General features: G+C 67.2%; 21 protein-coding genes. 12 read left to right on the top strand and 9 right to left on the bottom strand.

The window, feature by feature from the left end; genetic code table 11:
* Window positions 1–4: 4 nt before the first annotated feature.
* Window positions 5–1,957: an AAA family ATPase gene (locus tag ACEN8G_RS01585; protein ID WP_413416241.1), complete on the bottom strand. Its 1,953-nt coding sequence runs from the start codon at window positions 1,955–1,957 to the stop codon at window positions 5–7.
* Between the two features lie 328 nt (window positions 1,958–2,285).
* On the opposite strand from ACEN8G_RS01585, the gene ACEN8G_RS01580 reads away from it, so the two are divergent.
* Both ACEN8G_RS01580 and ACEN8G_RS01575 read left to right on the top strand, forming a co-directional pair.
* Entirely contained in the window at window positions 2,286–3,671 is a 1,386-nt protein-coding gene (locus ACEN8G_RS01580) for a M20/M25/M40 family metallo-hydrolase (protein WP_413416242.1), read from the top strand.
* A 122-nt stretch (window positions 3,672–3,793) separates the two neighbouring features.
* Window positions 3,794–4,234 (top strand): c-type cytochrome, encoded by a 441-nt coding sequence (locus ACEN8G_RS01575; protein ID WP_413416243.1) that lies wholly within the window; start codon window positions 3,794–3,796, stop codon window positions 4,232–4,234.
* Here ACEN8G_RS01575 and ACEN8G_RS01570 read toward each other — a convergent pair.
* Window positions 4,200–4,592, bottom strand: coding sequence for a hypothetical protein (locus ACEN8G_RS01570; protein WP_413416244.1), 393 nt, complete (start codon window positions 4,590–4,592; stop codon window positions 4,200–4,202). The two genes, ACEN8G_RS01575 and ACEN8G_RS01570, sit on opposite strands and share 35 nt — an antisense overlap.
* Before the next feature lie 170 nt (window positions 4,593–4,762).
* On the opposite strand from ACEN8G_RS01570, the gene ACEN8G_RS01565 reads away from it, so the two are divergent.
* The 3 genes from ACEN8G_RS01565 (at window position 4,763) to ACEN8G_RS01555 (ending at window position 7,227) form a co-directional block, all read left to right on the top strand.
* Entirely contained in the window at window positions 4,763–5,686 is a 924-nt protein-coding gene (locus ACEN8G_RS01565) for an ABC transporter ATP-binding protein (RefSeq protein ID WP_413416245.1), read from the top strand.
* Window positions 5,679–6,521: an ABC transporter permease gene (locus ACEN8G_RS01560; RefSeq protein WP_413416246.1), complete on the top strand. Its 843-nt coding sequence runs from the start codon at window positions 5,679–5,681 to the stop codon at window positions 6,519–6,521. The genes ACEN8G_RS01565 and ACEN8G_RS01560 overlap by 8 nt, the downstream gene beginning before the upstream one ends.
* Window positions 6,522–6,606: 85 nt before the next feature.
* On the top strand, window positions 6,607–7,227 hold the full coding sequence (locus ACEN8G_RS01555; protein ID WP_413416247.1) for a hypothetical protein: 621 nt from the start codon (window positions 6,607–6,609) through the stop codon (window positions 7,225–7,227).
* 262 nt (window positions 7,228–7,489) lie between these two features.
* Here ACEN8G_RS01555 and ACEN8G_RS01550 read toward each other — a convergent pair whose 3' ends face one another.
* Together ACEN8G_RS01550 and ACEN8G_RS01545 are read right to left on the bottom strand one after the other, a co-directional pair.
* Entirely contained in the window at window positions 7,490–8,446 is a 957-nt protein-coding gene (locus ACEN8G_RS01550; protein WP_413416248.1) for a GNAT family N-acetyltransferase, read from the bottom strand.
* A 111-nt stretch (window positions 8,447–8,557) separates the two neighbouring features.
* Complete coding sequence (locus tag ACEN8G_RS01545) at window positions 8,558–9,313, bottom strand: competence/damage-inducible protein A (protein WP_413416249.1); 756 nt, start codon at window positions 9,311–9,313, stop codon at window positions 8,558–8,560.
* Window positions 9,314–9,408: 95 nt separating this feature from the next.
* Between ACEN8G_RS01545 and map the strand changes: the two genes are divergently transcribed.
* Complete coding sequence (gene map, locus ACEN8G_RS01540; RefSeq protein ID WP_413416250.1) at window positions 9,409–10,233, top strand: type I methionyl aminopeptidase; 825 nt, start codon at window positions 9,409–9,411, stop codon at window positions 10,231–10,233.
* A 45-nt stretch (window positions 10,234–10,278) separates the two neighbouring features.
* Here map and ACEN8G_RS01535 read toward each other — a convergent pair whose 3' ends face one another.
* Window positions 10,279–11,217 (bottom strand): hypothetical protein, encoded by a 939-nt coding sequence (locus ACEN8G_RS01535; protein ID WP_413416251.1) that lies wholly within the window; start codon window positions 11,215–11,217, stop codon window positions 10,279–10,281.
* 144 nt (window positions 11,218–11,361) lie between these two features.
* Complete coding sequence (locus ACEN8G_RS01530; RefSeq protein ID WP_307119901.1) at window positions 11,362–11,589, bottom strand: hypothetical protein; 228 nt, start codon at window positions 11,587–11,589, stop codon at window positions 11,362–11,364.
* A gap of 279 nt (window positions 11,590–11,868) precedes the next feature.
* Here ACEN8G_RS01530 and ACEN8G_RS01525 point away from each other — a divergent pair, with 279 nt between their 5' ends.
* Complete coding sequence (locus tag ACEN8G_RS01525; RefSeq protein ID WP_086131131.1) at window positions 11,869–12,207, top strand: P-II family nitrogen regulator; 339 nt, start codon at window positions 11,869–11,871, stop codon at window positions 12,205–12,207.
* Between the two features lie 92 nt (window positions 12,208–12,299).
* Complete coding sequence (gene glnA, locus ACEN8G_RS01520; protein ID WP_413416252.1) at window positions 12,300–13,712, top strand: type I glutamate--ammonia ligase; 1,413 nt, start codon at window positions 12,300–12,302, stop codon at window positions 13,710–13,712.
* Window positions 13,713–13,791: 79 nt separating this feature from the next.
* Here glnA and ACEN8G_RS01515 read toward each other — a convergent pair whose 3' ends face one another.
* A complete protein-coding gene (locus tag ACEN8G_RS01515; protein ID WP_413416253.1) occupies window positions 13,792–14,274 on the bottom strand; it encodes a hypothetical protein in 483 nt (160 codons plus the stop codon).
* A 10-nt stretch (window positions 14,275–14,284) separates the two neighbouring features.
* On the bottom strand, window positions 14,285–14,992 hold the full coding sequence (locus ACEN8G_RS01510) for a site-2 protease family protein (RefSeq protein WP_413416254.1): 708 nt from the start codon (window positions 14,990–14,992) through the stop codon (window positions 14,285–14,287).
* A 179-nt stretch (window positions 14,993–15,171) separates the two neighbouring features.
* On the opposite strand from ACEN8G_RS01510, the gene ACEN8G_RS01505 reads away from it, so the two are divergent.
* Window positions 15,172–15,423, top strand: a complete 252-nt coding sequence (locus tag ACEN8G_RS01505) for a hypothetical protein (protein ID WP_413416255.1) — start codon at window positions 15,172–15,174, stop codon at window positions 15,421–15,423.
* Between the two features lie 64 nt (window positions 15,424–15,487).
* Here ACEN8G_RS01505 and ACEN8G_RS01500 read toward each other — a convergent pair whose 3' ends face one another.
* A complete protein-coding gene (locus ACEN8G_RS01500; protein ID WP_413418299.1) occupies window positions 15,488–17,965 on the bottom strand; it encodes a TonB-dependent receptor domain-containing protein in 2,478 nt (825 codons plus the stop codon).
* A 239-nt stretch (window positions 17,966–18,204) separates the two neighbouring features.
* Between ACEN8G_RS01500 and ACEN8G_RS01495 the strand changes: the two genes are divergently transcribed.
* The 3 genes from ACEN8G_RS01495 to ACEN8G_RS01485 all read left to right on the top strand — a co-directional run bounded on the left by ACEN8G_RS01495 (window position 18,205) and on the right by ACEN8G_RS01485 (window position 21,813).
* Complete coding sequence (locus ACEN8G_RS01495) at window positions 18,205–18,519, top strand: RebB family R body protein (protein WP_413418301.1); 315 nt, start codon at window positions 18,205–18,207, stop codon at window positions 18,517–18,519.
* A 305-nt stretch (window positions 18,520–18,824) separates the two neighbouring features.
* Complete coding sequence (locus ACEN8G_RS01490; protein WP_413418303.1) at window positions 18,825–20,309, top strand: PQQ-dependent sugar dehydrogenase; 1,485 nt, start codon at window positions 18,825–18,827, stop codon at window positions 20,307–20,309.
* 76 nt (window positions 20,310–20,385) lie between these two features.
* Window positions 20,386–21,813 (top strand): aldehyde dehydrogenase family protein, encoded by a 1,428-nt coding sequence (locus ACEN8G_RS01485; RefSeq protein WP_413418305.1) that lies wholly within the window; start codon window positions 20,386–20,388, stop codon window positions 21,811–21,813.
* Window positions 21,814–21,843 lie beyond the last annotated feature (30 nt).

Here is a 21,843-nt window from a genome sequence, read left to right as displayed (position 1 = left end):
CCGCTTAGAATCCGATCGGGGACGCCGCGCCCGGTCGGCCAGCCGCCTCGGCCCGCAGCCGCCCGGCGATGTCCGCCGCGCCCCGCGCCGGCCGGTGCCGCAGCTGGCGCGCGACCACCGCGAAGTCGCCGGGGGTCAGCCCGTCGAGCCCCGCCGGGGCCGTCATGCCGAAGAAGCGCTCGAACGCCCTTGCCGCCCGCTCCGCCCCCAGCGGGCGCAGGCCCAGCTTGAACACGAACCGCCGCAGCGTGGCCGGATCGAGCTTCCCCGGATGGTTGGTCGCCGCCACCACCGGCAGCGGGTGCCGGTCGAGCCAGGTGAGCAGCTCGTTGACCTGCCCGACCTCCCAGCTCGTCTGCGCCGTGGTCCGGTCGAACAGCAGCGAGTCCGCCTCGTCGAACAGCAGCACCCCACCCCGGCGGCGCGCCTCGGCAAAGGCATCGGCGATGTTCGCCTCGGTCTCGCCGACCCATTTGGACAGCAGGTCCGATGCGCGCTTGACCACTAGCGGCCGGTCGAGCCGCTGCGCCAGATGCCAGGCGAGCGCCGTCTTGCCCGTGCCCGGCGGCCCGGTGAGCAGCAGCGAGACATCGGCGGCGCCCGCCTGCGCGATGCCCTCGATCACCTCCGCCACCGGCGGATCGCTTTCGTAGAGCGTCACGTCGAGCGCGCCCGGCCCGGCCAAAGGCAGCTCGTCGCCGCGCAGCGCCCTGACCAGCGATTCGGCCGATCGCACCCCGCCATCGGCCTCGCCCGCCAGCCGCCCGGCCCGGGTCGCCACCCGCAGCACCGTCGCTGCCTCGGGCGCGGCATCGAGCAGCCGCTCGAACCCCGCCCCTGGCGCCACGCCTTCGTCCGCCGCCACCCGCGCCAGCATCCGCTGCCCGGCGCTTCGCGAGGGCAGGCCCAGCTTCAGCACGTGGCTCATCCGCCGCAGGATCGCCCCGTCGACATTGCCGATTGCGTTGGTCGTCCAGATCACCGGCACCTTGTTGGTCTCCAGCATCCGGTTGACGAACACCTTGCTGCCCGTGCGCTTCTGGAACCAGTCGCCGTCGCTCGGGCTGGACTCGCCGATCAGGTCCTCCATCTCGTCGAACAGCAGCGCCGCGTCCCGCCCGCCGCCGAGCACCCGCTGCGACAGCTGCATCGCCGCGATCCGCGCCCAGCGATTGGGCTCCTCGCCGTCCTCGTCGGCTTCCGCTACTGCGTGCAGCCGCGCGCCGGCGGCCGCCGCCAGCGTGCGGGCGAACTCGGTCTTGCCGGTGCCCGGCGGCCCGTGGATCAGGATGTTGATCCCCGCGGCTTGTTCGGCGAGCGCGCCGCGGAGCAGCCGGACCAGATAGTCCGCCTCTTCCACCGCGAAGTCGTCAAGGCCGAGCCGGGCGACCTGGCAGGTGCCGGCCAGCGCCTCGAGCAGCGGCCGGCCCGGCCGCGGCGCCGCGTCGAGCACCCGCTCGAGCGACCAGCTAAGGTTGATCTCGTCCCGGCCCTGATAGTCGTGGCCGAAACTGAGCAGCCCGAGCCGCACCGCCGCCGAGCGGCGCGCCAGCCGCCCGGCATCGACCGGCTCGGCCCCGGCCAGCTCTCCGAGCAGCCCGGGCAGGTCGATGCCGGCCCCGCACATCGCCTCGACCAGCCCATAGACGCGCGGCACCCGCCGGGCCGCGATCATCAGCTCGAGCAAGCCATGGTCGAGCGGCCCGAAGCCGAGCATCGCGGACAGCTCGTCGGCGATCTGGAGCACCTGCGGGCGCATCTCGCCCACCGGCCGCCACCGCAGCGTCGCGGCCAGCAGCGCGTCCCAGCCGATAGTCTCGCTCTCCACGGCCGAGCCGGTGAGCCACTCGACATGCGGCTGCGCCCATTCGAGCACCGCCTTGGCGAGCGGCGCCGTGGCCGGAAGATTCCGGCCGGTCCGGCGGAGCATCCGCCGGACGATCTGATGTTCGTGCATAAATTCCCGTAGTCGCCCGGACGCAGCGGACGGCACGCGCAAGCGCGCGCCGCGGCATCGGCCGGAACGCATCTCTGATCGAATTAAGATACGGACTGCTGCAAGCGCCGCTCGGCTCCGGCAGCGCTCAGGCGAGCTCTACAGGAACGAAGCGACGCAGGGCATAAGGCCGTTCAGGGCGCTCGTGACCAACACGTCATTTCTCCTTCGCCGGGCGGAAACGGTCCCCCGGCTGCGGCGCCGCACTACGCCCAACGCCGCCCAAATTCAAGTTGGCCCTTGTGCTTCCCGGCGCTAGCGTTGCGCAAAGGTAACAGGGGAACGAATGATGCGGGTTCTTGCAGGTGCGGCACTGGTCGCGACGATCCTTACCGGCACCGCCGCCCAGGCGCAGCAGAACCCCCAGGCGGAAGCCCAGGCGCTCGAGCTGCTCAAGCGCGGCCTCGCCTTCCGCACCGTCGCCGGCCCGGGCAACCAGACGCCCGACTATGCCGCCTACCTGAAGGACCAGCTCGTCGCCGGCGGCTTCGACGCGGCCGACATCCGCATCGAGAAGCTCGGCGACACCGCCTGGATGGCGGCGCGCTACCGGGGCACCGACAAGGCGGCCAAGCCGATCTACATCTCCGGCCATATGGACGTGGTCGAGGCCAAGCCCGAGGACTGGACCCGCGATCCGTTCACGCCGATCGTCGAGAACGGCTATATCTTCGGCCGCGGCGCGACCGACATGAAGTACGACCTCTCGACGATGGTCGCCACGCTGATCCAGCTCAAGCGCGAAGGCTACAAGCCCAGGCGCGACATCATTCTCCTCGCCTCGGGCGACGAGGAGACCAGCATGAAGACCACCGCCGCGCTGGCCGAGCTCTATCATGACGGCGAGCTGCTGCTGAACATCGACGGCGGCGGCGGCGCGCTCGACGAGAATGGCAAGCCCGAGATCTTCGGCCTGCAGGGCGCCGAGAAGACCTATGCCGATTACGAGCTGACCTTCACCAATCCGGGCGGCCATTCGAGCGCCCCGGGCAAGAGCAATGCGATCTATTCGCTCGCCCATGCCCTGGCGAAGATCGAGGCCTATCAGTTCCCAGGCGAGATCAACGAGATCACCCGCGCCGGCTTCGTCGAGGGCGCGAAGACCGCCGACGCGGAGATGGCCGCGGCGATGCGCGCCTTCCTCGCCAACCAGCAGGACCCCAAGGCGCTCGCCACGCTGCGCTCCGAGCCCGGGCTGATCGGTCAGACCGGCACCACCTGCGTCGCGACCATGGCCAATGCCGGCCACGCCACCAACGCCCTGCCCCAGCGCGCCACCGCCAACATCAATTGCCGCATCTTCCCGGGCACCTCGGTCGCCGCGGTCGAGGCGACGCTGACCAAGGTGGTCGGCGATCCCGAGCTCAAGATCCGCACGCTCGACAGCGGCAGCATCGCCAGCCCCGCCTCGCCGCTGCGCCCGGACCTGATGAAGCTGGTGTCGGACGGCATCCATGCCCGCTTCCCCGCCGTGCCGATCGTCCCGGCGATGTCGGCCGGCGCCAGCGATTCCATGTGGTTCCGCGCCAAGGGCGTGCCGAGCTACGGCGTCAGCCCGATCTTCATGAAGGGCTCGGACAGCTTCGCCCACGGCCTCAACGAGCGCACCCCGCTGAGCGAGATCGCCCCGTCGATCACTTACTACAAGGCACTGCTCAAGGGCCTGACGAAGTAAGTCCCAACCGTCATCCCGCCCCGGACTTGATCCGGGGCGGGATCTCGGGCGAAGGCGCGCACCGTCCGACCGGGACAATTCGCCCCATGGCGATAGCACCGAGGGCCGACTAGTCCGCCGCCATGTCCACGCATGGCTTTCCGTTCGCGCTGATGATCCTCGCGCTCACCGCCTGCTCCGGCGACCAGCACGAGGAACGCCTGCGCAAGGCCGGCCCCAAACCCACGCTGGCAGCGCTGCTGAAAGTAGCCGATGCGGAAATCGGCGAGCGCAAGTTTGCCCAGTGCGCCGCCTGCCACCGGATCAGCCCCGGCGCGCCCGATCTCGGCGGCCCCAATCTCTACGGCGTCTATGGCCAGCCCATGGGGCAGAACAGCCAGCGGTTCAGCTACACTGCGGCGCTGCGAAACGCCGGCGGCAAGTGGGACGCCGCGACGCTCGATGCTTGGATCGCAAACCCCAGGGCCGTGGTTCCGGGCACCAACATGCAGTTCGCCGGCATCGCCGATCCGCTCGACCGCGCCGACATCATCGCCTATCTGCAGAGCCGGTCCGCGCCCTGACCGCGGCAGCGCGGAAGCACGCCGCCGACACCAGCCACAGCACCGCGAACACTCCACCGAACAGCAGCGCCTTGGACGACTCGCCCGGCACCCGCGCAACCACCGGCGCCGTCGCAATCGCAAGGGCCAGCAACGCCTGCATGACCGCCACGCCCAGCATCGTCCGCGCCATCCCCGCTGGCCGGAACCAGGCGGCGAACGCCCCGGTCATCGCCGCCAGGATCAGCAGGAAGAAGCTCATCCCGTTCCCGTCGTCGCGCACGATCGTGGTCCACACGGTCAGGAAGGACGTCACCACCGCGACGCCGACCCCGGCGCGATAACCCCAACCGCCATTCCCTTGGCTCGATCCAGTCATTCGCCTTCCTCCAATCCCACGATATCTACCACCGTCCCATGCCGGGCCTGTGCAGGAGATGAGGAGAAACCAAGGAATCGGGCACTCGCGTATTATCTTGCCAACACACCCTGGCTGATGCACATTCCCCGCCAGCGGCGCCGGCCTGGCGCCCGGGGGAAAGGATCACGGTGTCCACAAGCGAACCCAGCGGCACGCCCGCGCTAGAGTTGCGCGCGCTCGGCAAGACCTATGGCCGCGGCGCCAAGGGCAAGCGCGCCGTCGACGACGTGTCGCTCAGCGTCCGCCACGGCGAAGTCTATGGCTTTCTCGGCCCCAATGGCGCCGGCAAGAGCACCACGATCCGCATGGCGCTGGGCCTGATCCGCCCCACCGACGGCGAGGCCCTGCTGTTCGGCCGGCCGGTCTCCGACAAGCAGGCGCTGCGCCGGGTCGGCTCGCTGGTCGATGGCGGCACCTTCTATCCCTTCCTCTCCGGCCGCGACAATCTGCGCGTGCTGGCCCGCACCCAGGGCCATGACGGCGCACGGATCGAGCAGGTGCTCGAGCGCGTCGATCTGGCGAACGACGCGAAGCGCAAGGTGAAGGGCTATTCGACCGGCATGAAGCAGCGGCTCGGCGTCGCCGCCGCGCTGCTCGACGATCCCGACCTGGTGATCCTCGACGAGCCCGCCAACGGCCTCGACGCCGCCGGCATCCAGGACATGCGCAACCTGCTCCGCGGCCTGGCGGCGGACGGCAAGGCGGTGTTCCTCTCCAGCCACCTCCTCCACGAAGTCCAGCAGATCTGCGACCGCGTGGCGATCGTCCACAAGGGCAAACTGCTTCGCGAATCCACGATCCGCGACCTGCTCGATCACGGCCAGGCGCTGCGCGTCGAGGCCGAGCCGCTCGGCACTGCCGAGACGGCACTCCAGGGCAAATGGCCGGTCGAGCGCGCGCAGAACGGCCTCAGGGTGCAGGCGCCCCGCGCCGATGCACCCGCCATCGTCCGCCAGCTGGTCGAGGCCGGCGCAGACGTGTTCCGGGTCGGCCCCGACGACCAGAGCCTCGAGGAAATCTTCCTGACCATGACGAGGGACACCGATGCTTGACGCCGTCCGCGCCGAGGCGCTGAAGCTCCGCCGTCACCGCGCCACCTGGCTGATGGTCTGGATCTATCCGATCGCCATCGCCCTGATCATGATCGGGGTGCTGCTCTACGGCGCATTCTCCGCGCATGAGTCGGGGCCGCCCCAGTCCGCCGCCGAGTGGATCCAGGACAGCGCGATGCTCTGGAAGATCCCCACCTCCGGGCCCGGCCGCTTCCTCATCGCCGGCTTCGCCGCGGTGGTGTTCGCCGGCGAATATGGCTGGAACACCTGGAAGCTGATCATCCCGGCGCGCACCCGCTGGCAGCTGATCGCCGCAAAATGGGCCGTGGCGCTCGGCTTCCTGGTCATCGCCCTGGTCGCCGCCGACCTGATCATGCTGCTCGGCGGCTGGCTGGGCTCGCTCCAGGACGGCCAGCTCCCCGCCGGCGTGACGCTCGCCGCCGTCGCCGAGGCGCATTGGAAGGCAGGCGCCCATGCCCTGCTGCCGATTATCTACACCATCGCCTTTGCCGGACTGTTCGCGATCCTGACCCAGTCGATCCTCGCGACGATGATCCTGTCGATCGCGATCGTCGTGATCGAGGGGATGCTGCCGCTGATCGCGATCTTCTTCCACGGCTATGCGCCGGCGCTGACGGCCTGGCTCGTCAAGGTTCTGCCCTTCTACCACATGGCCAATCTGGGCGCCTGGGCGAAGGGCGGCGCGGTGATCCCGTTCGGGCCGAACGAGATCCTGTCGATGTCCTGGACGACGTCCTTCTGGGCACTGACCGCCTGGATCGTCGCCGCAGGCGCGGCAACGCAGCTCCGCTTCCTGCGTCAGGATCTCAACTAAGCCATAGACTCATAATAGCAGCCTGGCGGCTAACGCCCCACCTGTAGACGTTGGAGTGGCTTGAAGGTGGCGCTAGAAGCAGTCGATGACCGAGCCGACAATCCAAGAACTGAAAGCCTCTCTCGCTGTCGCCAATGATGAGCTGGGGCGAGCAGTGCGGACCCTCGCGCCCAAACATGTCGGCGGCGAAATGGAAGCATACGAGGCGGCATATGAGAGGCTCTTAGACGCCGAGCGCCGACTGGCTGCGGCAGAGGGCCGCCCATACGCTGTCCTTTGCGACTGCCCGGTATCGTGGGACGTTGGAGCCCCGCTCCCGACACTTCTTCAATCGGACCAAACTTCCGCCTTGTTTTTCCTCCTGCCGGACGATGACGAACGAGTAGGTCACGTTCGTTTCGAGCGACTATTGTCCAGCTTATTCGGAGCCCCGAACGACGAGACATTCGAAGGGCACCCGCTTCATGGAAGCGGTTTTCAGCCGTATCGCGCGATGCGCGTTGTCGACTCACCCTGGATCGCGCAGCTTGAGCGGATGAACAGCGTTCATCGCTATCACGACCTGAGCGCCTATGCTGCCGCGAAGCATTTCATCTTCCCGTTCCACGACACGACATTCGAATGTGTCGCGCGGTCGTTTACCGCGTCGACAGTAGACCGACGCCTTGCCGACGCTGTTAAAGATGCCGTGGATCAATTGTATTGAGCGTCAGCTATACGGTCTGCTCGCCAGAAGCGGTCGGTCGGCAAACCACCTAATCTCGGACGCTCAGCCCTTCTGCCGAAAGCGGCCGTTCATGAGTTCACGACGCAGGACGAGTTGCCCCCTTTCGATCCTCTCCTGCCAGGGTGAGGTGTCAGCCAAAGGCTGACGGAGGGGGAGGTAAGCCGCCCACTATCGGCTTGCTTGCCTCCCCCTCCGTCCGGATGCCGCGCGCCCGGGCGGGAAGATACGCGATATCGCCGGGCTAGGCGCCGTCGGGACCCGAATAGCGCATCGCCACGTCGCACCGCTCATAGCGGGCGCCATAGCGGGCCATGATCCCGGCATCGTGCCGGAAGCCGAGCTTCTCGTAGAGGTGGATGGCGGCCGCGCATTTGGCGTTGGTGAGCAGATAGAGCGGATCGCCGCCCATCTCCCGAGCCCGCTCGATCAGCGCCGCCAGCAGGAACTCGCCGGCCTTCAGCCCGCGCGCGCTCGCCCGCACGCCCATCTTGGTCAGCTCCAGCCCGCCATCCTTCGAGCGCTGCAGCGCGCCCGCGCCGACGATGCCTAGTCCGCGCGCCTCGACGAACAATATGGCGCCGCCGCCATCGAGGATCCGTCCGCGCGGATCGTCCAGCACCTCGCGGTCGGTCTCTTCCATGCGGAACATCGCATCGATCCACTCGGCGTTGATGTCGCGGAAATGATGCGCCAGCGCGTCGCTATATTCCCGGATCGCAAGCACTTCGCTGCTTGAACGGGCGGCCAGCACGTCGATCGGAGTCGCCGCCAGCGCGGTCTCCAGCCGCGCGATCTGTGTCATGAAAGCGTCCGCGTCCTCCCCGAGCAGCATGCGGACCGCATCCTCCACCTTCGGCCACACATGTACCCGCGCCCGCGCCAGCACCGCTTCGCCGGCCGGGGTCAGCGAGATGGTCCGCTGGCGCTGGTCCTCGCCCTGCTCCGACCGGACCATGCCAAGCTCGACGAGCTGGCCGATCGCCCGCGTCACGCCGGGCTGGCTGATCCCGATCGCCTGGACGAGCTGTCCGATCGTCCGCGCCTCGCCGTCGAGCGCGGCGAGGAAGGCCATGTGCGCGGGCTGCACCGGCAGCTCGGCATCGGCGGTGACGCGCGCCGCACCCGCCTGCATCCGCTCGCCGAGCCGCTTCAGCCGGCTGCCGAGAAAGCCGATCCCCTGCTCGCGAATCACGTCCATTCCGAAACTCCATACAGCGTTATATATCTTGTTATATAAAGCCACACGCGAGTCAATCCTCGGCCCGATCCCAGCGAACATCCGCGTGCAATGTGTCCGCCGGCGGGTCGTTCAGATCCCGCCTTCGAACGCCTCCAGCCCCTTGGCAACCAGCCCCGCGATCAGCGCGTCGCCGCACGCGTCGAGCAGCGCCTGCTCGGTCGCCCGGATCACGAAGTTCGCGCCGGTCTTGCCATCGCGGAAGAAGGGATAGGAGCCGATCGCCACGCCTTCGAAGGCGCGCTCGGTGGCGCCCAGCATGTCGGCGATCTCGCTCTCCGCAGCCCAGGCGCCGATCGTGCGCGACAGCACCGGGCGGCCGCCCTCCAGCGTGCCGGTCAGCGCATCGAGCATGCCCGCGGTGATGTGCGGCACCCCGGCGAGGATGAACAAATTGCCCACCCGGATTCCCGGCGCGCCGGACATGCGGTTGGGGATCAGCTCGGCACCCTCGGGCACCCGCGCCATGCGCAGCCGCGCATCGGTGATGCCGCCGCGCGTCTCGTAATAGCGCTCCAGCACCGCCCGCGCCTCGGGGTGGATCACCACGCCGACGCCCAGCGCCACCGCGATCGCATCGACGGTGATGTCGTCATGCGTCGGCCCGATCCCGCCCGTGGTGAAGCAATAGTCATGGCCGCTGCGCAGCGCATTGACCGCTTCGACGATCCGCGCCTCGACATCGGGCACCACCCGTACCTCGGCCAGGCGGATGCCCTGCACGTTCAGCCAGGTCGCGATCTGGGCGATGTTCTTGTCCTGGGTGCGGCCCGAGAGAATCTCGTCGCCGATCACCACCAGCCCAGCCGTCCAGATGCGTTCGCCCATGCCCCCGGCATAGCCACAAGCCGGGCCCGCGACTAGGGTCCGAACCGGTGTTTCTGCCTCTCGAAAAAGCTGGCCGACCGGCCTATATCGCCTCGATGACCGAATATGTGACCGTAACCGCCGACATGCCGCAGGCCCGCGATGGCGCGATCAAGCTCCATGGCCCGGCAGGCTTCGAGGGCATGCGCCGCGCCGGCCGCCTCGGCGCCGAGATCCTCGACGCGCTCGTCCCCCATGTCGTGCCGGGCGTCACCACCGCCGAGCTGGACGACATCGTCCGCGAGATGACCATCGCCGCCGGCGGCGTGCCCGCCACGCTCGGCTATCGCGGCTACACGCACAGCTGCTGCATCTCGATCAACCATGTCGTCTGCCACGGCATCCCCAGCGAGAAGACGCTGAAGGACGGCGACATCGTAAATATCGACGTGACGCCGACGCTCGACGGCTGGCACGGCGACACCAGCCGCATGTTCCTGGTCGGCGATGTCGGGATCAAGGCGCGCCGCCTGGTCGACGTGACCTATGAGTGCCTGATGCTCGGCCTCGAGCAGGCCAGGCCGGGCAACCATCTCGGCGACGTCGCCAACGCGATCCAGCGTCATGCCGAGAAGCATCGCTACGGGGTGGTCCGCGATTTCTGCGGGCACGGCCTCGGCCAGATCTTCCATGACGCGCCCGAGGTCGTCCATGTCGGCCGCCCGGGCACCGGTCCGGAGCTACGCCCTGGCATGTTCTTCACCGTCGAGCCGATGATCAACATCGGCCGCGCCGACGTGAAGCTGCTCGACGATGGCTGGACGGCGGTGACCCGCGACCGTTCGCTCTCGGCCCAGTTCGAGCATTCGATCGGCATCACCGAGGACGGCTGCGAGATCTTCACCAAGAGCCCCAAGGGCCTCGACAACCCGCCTTATTGAGGCGGAAGGAAGGGGCGGCCCGCACCGCCCCTCCCCTTGCATCTTTTACGACTGGTACGGCCGGCCCGACTGGATGAGCCGCTGCCGGTTGGTGTTGCCGGGCACCGCGATGTGCGTCGCCGGGTCATATTCCCTGCCCACCGCCGGGCTGCCCTGCGGCACCCAGATCTCGACCACGGTGTTGGTATAGCCCTGCGGCAGATAGCGGACGTAATAGCCGTCGGGGTGCAGGCTCCAGCGGCCCTCCGGCACGTCGCTGCTGCCCGGGCCGACGCCCGCCATGCCGGCGAGCACCGCGACGCGCTCGAGATCGGCATAGCTGCTGCCCGGCGAGGCCAGCATCCGCCGCAGGTCCGCCTCGGCCCGCAGTGCCTGGCGCACGCCGCTCGGCAGGTTGTCGGCGATCGGGCCCTGGCTCAGCATGTCGAGCGCGTTGCGGTTGAGCGAGGCGAGCTGGCGCGGGGTGAGCAGGCGGGCGGCGACGGCCTTGTGCTCGTTCGACAGGTCCTCGAACTTGGCCCGGGCGATGATCGCCCAGAGCAGCGTCTGGATGTCGTGCTGGTGGATTTCGGGATGGTTCACCGAATTGCGGACGACCGACATCACCACGTCCTCGGCCGGCCCCTTGGGCGGCGCATAGAGATAGCCGTCGCCGCCACCCGGGCCGTGGGTGCCGGCCTTCAGGCAATAGCTCTGGTCGTGGAAGCTGTAATAGCCCGGCTGGAGCACGAAACCGCCACCCGGCGTGCGCTGCAATTGCATCAGCCCGCGCTTCGGCTCGCGCGGCACAAAGCCGTCCTTGCCTTCCTCACCCCATTTGGCGTCGGGCAGGCTGGTGGTGATCGGCTCCTTCTGCAGGCTGGGCATGCCGATGCCCGCCTTCTTCACCAGCTTGCCGATGCTGCCGAACTGCGCCTGTGCCGGCGCCGCGGAGAATAGAAGCCCGGCCGCCAGGACGGCGCCGAACATCGCGCGGAGGTTCATGATCGTTCTTTCCTGCCCTGTTTAAAGGAAACGGCCGCCTCCCCTGCAGCCACGGGCTGGATATCGTCTTTGTTCGTCGCAGGCCAGTCGGACTTGGTCGCTGAATAGTTGCGAAACCCTCTTACGCGCAGCGCGGCGCGCACTTCAGTGCGAGAGATCTTTGTCCGGCAGATGCGACCAGCATTCGAGCTGCGCCTCCGCCCCCGCCGCGTCCAGATCTCCGGCCTCGCTATGGATCCAGCAGGTCTTGCGCGCCTCCGGATCGAGCGCCAGCAGCCCCTGCGCCATGATGACGAGCGGCCCCGTGGCGACGATCACATCGCCATTCGGCACGTCATTCCCCCGCCGGTGCAACTCGGCGGGCAGGTCCATCGGCATTGCTTGCATTGGGTCACACCCCGGTACGCTCGAACGGCGTACAACGCGGCAGGTCGCGATCGGGTTCCCAAACAGACCGACCAGTCATCCCGTTTCGTATCCGCAACGTGCTACTGCCCCCAAATCCGGCACCGCGCAGCCCGCTGCTCATTTGATAGGCACTTGTTAAACTGCTGCACTGCGTGCAACCGAGAGGGCGAGCCGAGTCCTCGCACTGGCACGAAGTTTGCCAGACGCGCGGATAGGCAAGCCTCATGTGCCTCGGGGGAAACCGTGAAAAAGATCGAAGCGATCATCAAGCCGTTCAAGCTCGACGAAGTGAAGGAAGCGCTCCACGAAGTGGGCGTCTCCGGCATCACCGTCACCGAAGCCAAGGGCTTCGGCCGCCAGAAGGGCCATACCGAGCTCTATCGCGGAGCCGAATATGTCGTGGACTTCCTCCCCAAGGTGAAGCTCGAGGTGGTGGTGGAGGATTCGCTTGCCGACCGCGTGGTCGAGGCGGTCGCTGCCGCGGCGCAGACCGGCCGCATCGGCGACGGCAAGATCTTCGTGATCCCCGTCGAGACCGCGCTCCGCATCCGCACCGGCGAGCGCAACGAGAACGCCATTTGACGCGACGCAACATCACGACGATGTAGCGCCGCGAAGGGCAACATTATTTCCCGATTCGTCGGGTCAATGAAAGAGAGCGAAAGGGCTTAACAATGGCGAATTCGGCCAGCGACGTTCTGAAGATGGTCAAGGAAAACGAGATCGAGTGGATCGATCTGCGTTTCACCGATCCCAAGGGCAAGTGGCAGCACCTCACCATGGTCGCCGGCGTGATCGGCGAGGACGAGCTGACCGACGGCCTGATGTTCGACGGTTCGTCGATCGAGGGCTGGAAGGCGATCAACGAGTCCGACATGATCCTGAAGCCGGATCTGGACGCGGTGTGGATCGATCCGTTCTCGGCCACCCCGATGCTGATCCTGGTCTGCGACATCGTCGAGCCCTCGACCGGCGAGCTCTATGCCCGCGACCCGCGCTCGACCGCGAAGCGCTCGGAGGCGTATCTTCAGTCGCTCGGCATCGGCGACACCGTCTATGTCGGCCCCGAGGCCGAGTTCTTCATGTTCGACGACGTTCGCTTCGAGAACAGCTACTCGACCTCGTACTACGCGATCGACGACATCGAGCTGCCGGGCAATTCGGGCAAGGAATATGAGGCCGGCAACCTCGGCCACCGCCCGCGCGCCAAGGGCGGCTACTTCCCCGTCGCGCCGGTCGACTCGGCCGTCGACATCCGCGGCGAGATGGTCGCGACGATGCTCGAGATGGGCCTGCCCTGCGACAAGCATCACCACGAAGTCGCCGCGGCGCAGCACGAGCTGGGCCTGACCTTCGGCACGCTGGTGCAGACCGCCGATCGCATGCAGATCTACAAGTATGTCGTGCACCAGGTCGCCAACGCCTATGGCAAGACCGCGACCTTCATGCCGAAGCCGATCAAGGAAGATAACGGCTCGGGCATGCACACCCACATCTCGATCTGGGAAAAGGGCGCCAACACCTTCGCGGGCAATGGCTATGCCGGCCTGTCGGACGCGTGCCTCTACTTCATCGGCGGCGTGATCAAGCACGCCAAGGCGCTCAACGCCTTCACCAACCCGTCGACCAACAGCTACAAGCGCCTGGTCCCGGGCTATGAAGCCCCCGTGCTGCTCGCCTATTCGTCGCGCAACCGCTCGGCTTCGTGCCGCATCCCGTACGGTGCTGGCACCAAGGCGAAGCGCGTCGAGTTCCGCTTCCCGGACGCGCTGGCCAATCCGTATCTCTGCTACGCGGCGCTGCTGATGGCCGGCCTCGACGGCATCCAGAACAAGATCCACCCGGGCGACCCGATGGACAAGAACCTGTACGACCTGCCGCCGGCAGAGCTCGAGCAGGTCCCGACCGTCTGCGGTTCGCTCCGCGAGGCGCTGGACAGCCTGGAAGCCGATCAGGACTTCCTGCTCAAGGGCGATGTGTTCTCGAAGGACCAGATCGCGGCGTACATCGACATCAAGCGCGGCGAGGTCGCCCGCTGGGAGATGACTCCGTCGCCGGTCGAGTACGACATGTACTACAGCGCGTAAGCGCAAGGCCTTCGGCAAAAGAAAGGGGGCGTCCGGGAAAGGTCCGGACGCCCCCTTTTCGTTGCTTCCCGCGTCCGGCTCAGAGCCGGTAGCGAAACGCGAACTTATAGCCTTCCCACACCGCAATCGCGAGGAAGAGCAGGTCCATCGGATCGGCGGCTTCCATGAACAGCTGCGCCGTGCCGCTCAGCCCAAGCTGGCTCGCTACAGCCGTCACCTCGGCATGCCCCAGCTGCGCGACCATTGCGACATCGGCCAGCGCCGTGCCCAGCGCCCAGCCGAACGCCGCCAGCACCGCGCCGAGGATGCCGAACTGCTGGTCCACGCCCTTGCCGGTAACGCGCACCGCATAGCCGACCAGCGCGCCGACCACGATCGCCATCAATCCGGTCGAATAATTGGTGACATAGACCACCACCGCCCACAATATCGCGCCAACTATGGCTGCAGCCAGGCCGGCGATGATCGCCAGCGGGAAATTCTGCTGCGCGCGCAGTTGGGCAATCACGTCGTCATGGTTCATCGTCTCGAACTCGGGTGGCTCGATCGTCGCGTCGGTCATTGCATTCCCCCTATTGAATCATCTCATGCGTCAGCTGGGTCATCACCGCCAGGAAAGCGGCAAGGCCCAGATAGATGATCGCGTACTGAAGTTTGGTCTCGCCCGAGGCGCTGTAATAGGCCTGGTTCTCGGGTGCCTTGGGATCATAGTTCCACGCCTGGCGCAGCGCCGGAAAGGCGGCGATCGCGATCAGGAACAGCAGCGGGCTGGGCCGCCACAGCATCAGCGCCAGCATCAGGGGCGCGCCGATGAACCAGATGCGCGGGCTCAGGATCGCGGTGATCCGACCGCCGTCGAGCGGCGAGAGCGGGATCAGGTTGAAGAAATTGAGGAAGAAGCCGCTGTACGAGACTGCGAGCAGGAGGTCGCTGTCCGTCGCACGTGCCCAGAAATAGACGAGGATCGCCCCGGCCGTACCCACCAGAGGCCCGGCGACCGCGACATAGGCCTCGGTCTCGACGTCCATCGGCTGGTCCTTGAGCTGGATCCAGGCGCCGACAAACGGGATGAAGGTCGGCGCGCTCACCGGCAGCCCGCGCTGTCTTGCGGCGAGGAAATGACCCATCTCATGCACAAGCAGCAGCCCGACGAACCCGACGGCATAGGCCCAGCCGAAGATCGAGGCATAGACCGCGATCGACAGAATCATGGTGAGCAAAGTCCCGCCCAGCTTGCCGAGCTTGAACAGCGTGAAAATGGCCACCAGCGCGCTGCCCATCAGAGCGCGCCCGTCAGATTGCAACCGCGCGACAAGGTCCCCCCCAAGAGTCGCCGTTAAGTTGCTGATTGGATACGGGCAACCCGCGCGCTTTGGAAGCCGCTTCCTGCGCGGACGAACCATGCCAAGGCAGTCGCATGCATTGCCTGCAGCTGCAGATACCAGCATCGCCGCTTGGAATGCAGCGCGCCATCGCCAAGGAGGCCGAGGCGATCCGCGAGAAGCGCGCCCGCATCATCAAGGCGGAAGGCGAGCAGGAGGCCGCGCGCACCCTTGCCGACGCGGCCAGCGTCATCGCCGCCAGCCCGGGCGCGCTCGAGCTGCGCCGCCTGCAGACGCTCACCGAGATCGGCGTCGAGCATAATTCGACGATCGTCGCGATGTTCCCCACCGAACTGCTCGAGGCGGCGCGCAAGCTCGGCGCCGCCTGATCCCCGGCATGCAAAAGGGGCGCCCGGGTCCCCCCCGAGCGCCCCTCCCCCCAATCGCCGCGCCTCAGAAATCGTAGCGCAGCGAACCCGATATCGTCCGGCCGTTGATCGCCCGGCCCGAGCCGATGCCATTGGCCGGCACGGTGCTCTGCGAGATCTCGAAGAAGCCGATCTTGTCGAACAGGTTGTTCGCGTTGAGCATCAGCTGCACCCGCGGCAGCGGGCGGACCTGCAGGAAGGCGTTCACCACGGTGAAGCCCGGCATGCGCAGCAGGTTGCTGTCCTGCGCATAGCTGCCAGTCAGGCCGACCACGTTCGCGCCGACCGTGAAGTGCTTCGTCTCGAACTGCGGCGTCGCGGCGAAGGTCCAGGCCGGCTGGTGGCGCGGTTCCTTGCCGGTCAGCGTCGGGTCGAGCTTGTCCTCGGTGATCTTCGCCTTGGTATAGGTGGCGCCCGCGGTGATGCTGAACGGCCCCTCGCGGAAGCTGCCCTCCAGTTCCAGGCCATGCGCGCGGTAGCTGCGGATGGTCTGGTTGGCCGAGCCGTTCAGGACGTTGTGGTCGTCCGCATTGGCCAGGAACGCGGTGGCGTTCAGGGTTACCCCGGCCTTGCGGAACTTGAACCCGCCCTCGAGCTGGCGGACCGCGTCGTACTTGTCGCTGGCGTTCGCCACGTCGCCGGTGGTCGCGCTTACCACCGGGGTGAACAGGATCTTGTCGGCATTGGCGCGGCCGCCCTTGCTGTAGCGGGCGAAGACCGAGAAAGGCTCCGCGACGCGCCAGTTGATGCCGGTCGAATAGCTCAGATAGCCATAATTGTAGTCGACGGGCGCCGGCTGGCTGAGCGGCAGCCAGGCCACGCTGTTCTCCGGCCCGGTCAGCACGCCGTCGCCATTGACGTCATACGCGATCAGCCCGGTACCGCGGCCGCCCAGGTCGGCGCCGTAGAGCGAACCGCGCACCTTGCCGATGTCGTAGCGCAGGCTGCCGCCGACCGAGACCTTGCCGACATGATAGTTGACCGAGCCATAGGGCGCGGTGACGTCGTACTTCACGTCGAAGATGCGGCGGAACTTGCTCGTGCGGCCGCGGCCATAGGCGAAGAAGCCGTTCTGCGTCTGCGCCACGCCGCCCGCGTTGAAGATGTTGACCATCGCGGTCTCGCCATTGCCCGCGACATCGACGTCGATCGCCGAGTGCAGCCACTCGGAATTGAGCGTCTGAATCGCCTTGTAGACGCCGGCGGTCATCGTCAGCTTGCCCTTGCCGACGTTCCACACGCGGGTGGCGCGCAGGTCGTTGGTGAAGTTGTCGAGCGAGCGGGCGCGGGTCTCGGCCATGTAGTAGAGCGCGAGCAGCCCGTTGCCGTTGGCATTCGCCGGCACCAGCTGGCCGGCCTTGGGGCCGGTGGCGTAGCGTGCGGTGGCGCCGGCGCCGCCCTGCGACGCGGCGAAGTTCGCCACCGTGTCCGCCGAGTTGGCGAACACGCGCAGGAAGTCGCCCGAATTCTTCGAGAATCGCGCTTTTTCGCTGATCGTCCAGCCGCCGACGTCGAACTGCGCCTCGAGCCCGATCGCCTTCGACTTGGGGTGCATGCCGTCCTTGACCGGGAAGCGGCGCAGCTGGTTCTTGCCGTCCAGCGTCGTCACGTCGCTGATGTACGGCGAGAGCACCGAGTCACTGCGGATGTCGAAATTGGGCAGGTTGGCGATCACCGGATTGGCATCGGTGCCGGTCAGCTTGAAATAATAGGGCGCGAAGGTCGGCGAGCGATCGTCGAGATATTTCGCGTGCAGTCGGATATAGCCGTTGCTGAACTGGCGGGTGACGTTGAGCTTGATCTGGCCGCCACGATAGCCGGTGAAGCCGATCTCGCGCGGGCCTTCGCCCCAGCGATAGAAGCCGCCGACATGGAAGCGCAGGTTCTCGCTCAGCTTCGCGCCATAGTCCGCATCGAGGCGGTTCTCGCCATAGTCGAGCCCGCGGGTGACCTGCACCGCGCCGCCCGGCTGGTCGCCGGTCTTGGAGATCAGGTTGATCAGGCCGCCCGGCGAATCCGAGGCGAAGGTCGAGGCCGAGCCGCCACGGATCGATTCCACCGCGGCCAGGTTGAAGTCGGCGCGCAGGAACACGTCGGCGCCGAAGTTGAACAGGTCGCCGAACTCGAGCACCGGCAGCCCGTCTTCCTGCAGCTGCATGTACTTGGAGCCGCCGGCCGCGAGCGGCAGGCCGCGCACGGTGTAATTGGCATTGCCCTCGCCGATCGCGGATTCGACGCGCAGGCCGGGCATGGTGCGCAGGATGTCGGCCAGCGGACGCGGCCCGAGCTTCTCGCTCTCGCTCGCCTTCAGCGCACTGGTCGAGGTGGCACTGTCGAGCCGGTCGCGGCCCTTGGCGACACCGGTAGAGAACACGTCCTGCGTCGCTGCCTTGGCAGGCTTGGCACCGTCCGTGCCTGCCGCCGGCGCGGTCTCGGTCTGCGCCAGCGCAGGCGTGGCGACACAGCTCGCCGCAAAGGCAAGCAACAGATACCGTAATTTCACTTGAGCCCCTTCCCCATTAAATGCGCAAATCTTGTAGTTTTGACTTTATAGGACCGTTCCGGAGCCAAACTGCTTTTGCGGAAATTTTTGGGAAACATTCGCCGTACCGTCCGGTACGCCTGAACCCTGTGGTCGATCGGGACAGCCCGGCGGGATCAGCCGAAACGGCGACATCCCCGGTTGCCTTGCCGGCGCCTTGCCCGCACCCTCTTCTGGGGCAGATATCCGGAGGAAGCAGCATGGCACATCATGGCCTCGATGATCCCATCACCGACGCAATCACCCAGACCGATGTGAAGGTGCTCGGCGAGGCGCCCGCCTTCGCGATGGGCAGCGTCTACCAGACCATGGCGCACAGCACCGGCATCCTGTTCGAGAATGCGGTGCACGCCCAGCAGCAGCAGAACACGCTGGGCCAGGCCGCCGCGAACCAGGGCGTGATGCAGATCTATTCGCTCGGCGCCACCCCGGGCCCGCCCGATCCGATCATCCAGAGCGGCGTGGCGGACAATCTCGCCAGCCTGCTGACCGTGCTGAGCGCGTTCCGGAAGTAAAAACACGCCCGGCCCCTAAGGACCGGGCGCATCCCCCTTTTAACTTGTCGGCGCAGTGGCAGACGACCTCGCCTGCGCCGGTACGGCTGCTCGGGCTACGAAGGCGAGCAGCACGTGGCGGACGGACGGGGCGGATCCCGATCACCAGGCGTTTCGGCTGTCCCCTCGGGCAGGGCCGATGGCCTGCGATCATGACATCCATGTTGCGATGCAGTGAATTAGCCGGGGATTTGCACCGATTGTTGATGCGGCGGAACGGCCCTGCCAGCCCCGCGTTGCGGCTGTGGTCTCAGGGAGGACCCCGCATGCGTATCACGCCCCCGCTCACCGGCCTGTTGCTTCTCGCCGCCTGCTCGAGTGGAGGCGATGGCGGCAGCCCCACGCCGACACCCACGCCCACGCCGACCGCCGCCAACACCGCGCCCAGCTTCACCTCGCCCGCCACCGCCAATGTCGCGGAGAACACCGCACTGGCCTATCAGGCAACGGCGACCGATGCAGAGGGCAATCCGGTCACCTTCGCGATCGCCGGCGGCGCCGATGCCGCGCTTTTCACGATCACCGCCGCCGGGGCGCTGAGCTTCGTCGCCGCGCCGAGCTTCGAGACGCCGCGCGATGCCGACGCCAACAATGTCTACCAGGTCCAGTTGCGCGCCAGCGACGCCAGCCTGAATTCGACGCTCAACCTATCGGTCACCGTCACCGATTCGAAGGAAGGCATCGCGGTAAAGCGCGTCGGCACCGGCTTCAGCCAGCCTCTGTTCGTCGCGGCGGTGCCCGGCGACAACAACCGCGTCTTCGTGGTCGAGAAGGGCGGCAATGTCTGGTTCCTGACGCCTGCGACCGGCGCCAAGGCACTCGCCTTCACCGCGGGCAATCTCTCGACCAGCGGCGAGCGTGGCCTGCTCGGCATCGCGCCCCGTCCCGACTTCGCCACTTCGAACGTGGTGTTCGTCCATGCCGTCGCGCCCGATGGCAGCCTGGAGATCCGCGAGTACACGATCGGCACCGCCGGCTATCGCCTCGTCCTATCCACCCCGCATCCGGGCGCGGACAATCACAATGGCGGCTGGATCGGCTTCGGGCCCGACGGACTGCTCTACGACGCCACCGGCGATGGCGGAGGCGGCGGCGATCCGGGCAACAATGCCCAGAACGTCAATTCGCGCCTCGGCAAGATCCTGCGCCTCAGGATCGACACCACGCCGGGCGCGGCCACGCCCTTCGCGCCCGCGCCGGCCAATCCCTTCGCGGCCGGCGGCGGCGATCCCTATATCTTCGCCTATGGCCTGCGGAATCCCTTCCGCAACAGCTTCGACGGCAACACGCTGGTCATCGCCGATGTCGGCCAGGGCGCGATCGAGGAAGTCGATCTCGCGCCGATCGGCCAGCCCGGCCTCAATTTCGGCTGGCGCTTCCTCGAAGGCACCCAGCCCTTCAACGGCACCGCACCGGCCGGCCTCACCGCCCCGGTCACCCAATATGATCATGGCAGCGGCCCCAAGCAGGGCGCCTCGATCATCGGCGGCTATGTCTATCGCGGGCCGGTCACCTCGCTGCGCGGCAGCTACATCTTCGGCGATTTCGTCAGCGGCAATATCTGGACGCTGCCCTATGCATCGCTCGTCCAGGGCCAGCTCTATTCCAACGCCAGTTACGAGCGCCGCAATATCGACTTCACCCCCGATGCCGGCGCGATCAACCAGCTCGCCTCGTTCGGCGTCGACGGCGCGGGCAATGTCTATATCGTCGATCTTGCCGGCGAGGTGTTCATGATCCAGCCCGGCTGAGTCGCCCACTTGCGTTGCGAATGGCAACTGGCCATCTAGCCTCCATACCGCAGGTTCGAATCGGAGAGGCAGAGGGATGCGCAGCTATCTGAAGCAGTTCATCGGGGGCGAGTGGGTCGAGAGCCAGGGCGGCACCCGGCACGAAGTGATCAACCCGGCGACCGAGGAAGCCGTCACCGAGATCACGCTCGGCTCCGAAGCCGATGTCGACAAGGCGGTGGCCGCCGCGCGCAAGGCGTTCGAGAGCTTCTCGCGCACCAGCGTCGAGGAACGCGTCGCGCTGATCGAGGCGATCCTGACCGAATACAAGAAGCGCGCCGGCGACATGGCCGAGGCGATCAGCCTGGAGATGGGCGCGCCGATCAGCCTGGCGAAGACCGCGCAGGTCGGCTCGGGCCTCGGCCATCTGATGTCCGCCGCCAACGCGCTCAAGGACTTCCAGTTCGAGGAGCAGATCGGCAACTCCCTGGTCGTCCATGAACCCATTGGGGTCGTGGCGATGATCACCCCGTGGAACTGGCCGCTCAACCAGATCGTCTCCAAGGTCGCGCCTGCGCTGGCCGCCGGCTGCTGCATGGTGCTCAAGCCCTCCGAAGAGGCGCCCGGCTGCGCGATGATCTTCGCCGAAGTGCTCGCCGCCGCCGGAGTGCCTGCGGGCGTGTTCAACCTGGTCAATGGCGACGGCCCCGGCGTCGGCACCGCGCTCAGCCGCCACAAGGGCGTCGACATGGTGAGCTTCACTGGCTCCACCCGCGCCGGCGTGCTCGTCGCCAAGAACGCCGCCGAGACGGTCAAGCGCGTCCACCAGGAGCTGGGCGGCAAGTCGCCCGCGCTGATGCTCGAAGGCGCCGACATGGGCCGCGCGGTGCAGACCACGCTGTTCAGCGTGCTGCTCAACTCGGGCCAGAGCTGCATCGCCCCCACCCGCCTGCTCGTCCCCGCGGGGCTGCAGGACCAGGTCGCCGCCGCCGCTGCCGAGGTGATGAAGGCGACGGCGACCGGCAACCCCAGCGAGGAAGGCCGCCATATCGGCCCGCTGGTCAACCGGACCCAGTGGGAGAAGGTCCAGGGCCTGATCGCCAAGGGCATGGAGGAAGGCGCCAAGCTCGAGGCCGGCGGCCCCGGCCGGCCGGACGGCGTCGAGACCGGCTATTTCGTCCGCCCCACCCTCTTCTCGGGCGTGCGCAACGACATGACGATCGCCCGCGAGGAGATCTTCGGCCCCGTCGTCACGATCATCCCCTATGAGGACGAGGAAGACGCCGTCCGCATCGCCAACGACACCGATTACGGCCTGTCCGCCGTGGTCTTCGGCAGCGGCGAGGCGGTCAAGCGCGTCGCCCCGCGCCTGCGCGCCGGCATGGTCTATGTGAATGGCGGCCAGCCCGACCCGAACCTGCCCTTCGGCGGCTACAAACAGTCGGGCAACGGCCGCGAGCACGGCAAGTTCGGCCTGGCCGAGTTCATGGAAGTGAAGGCGGTGGTGGGGGTGCTGGCACAATAACCGTCATCCCGGCGAAAGCCGGGATCTCAG

This window comes from Sphingomonas sp. Sphisp66, assembly GCF_047324325.1.
GTDB lineage: Bacteria > Pseudomonadota > Alphaproteobacteria > Sphingomonadales > Sphingomonadaceae > Sphingomonas.
The sequence above is the reverse complement of the archived record's forward strand: the minus strand, read 5'-3'. Positions and strand labels throughout refer to the sequence as shown.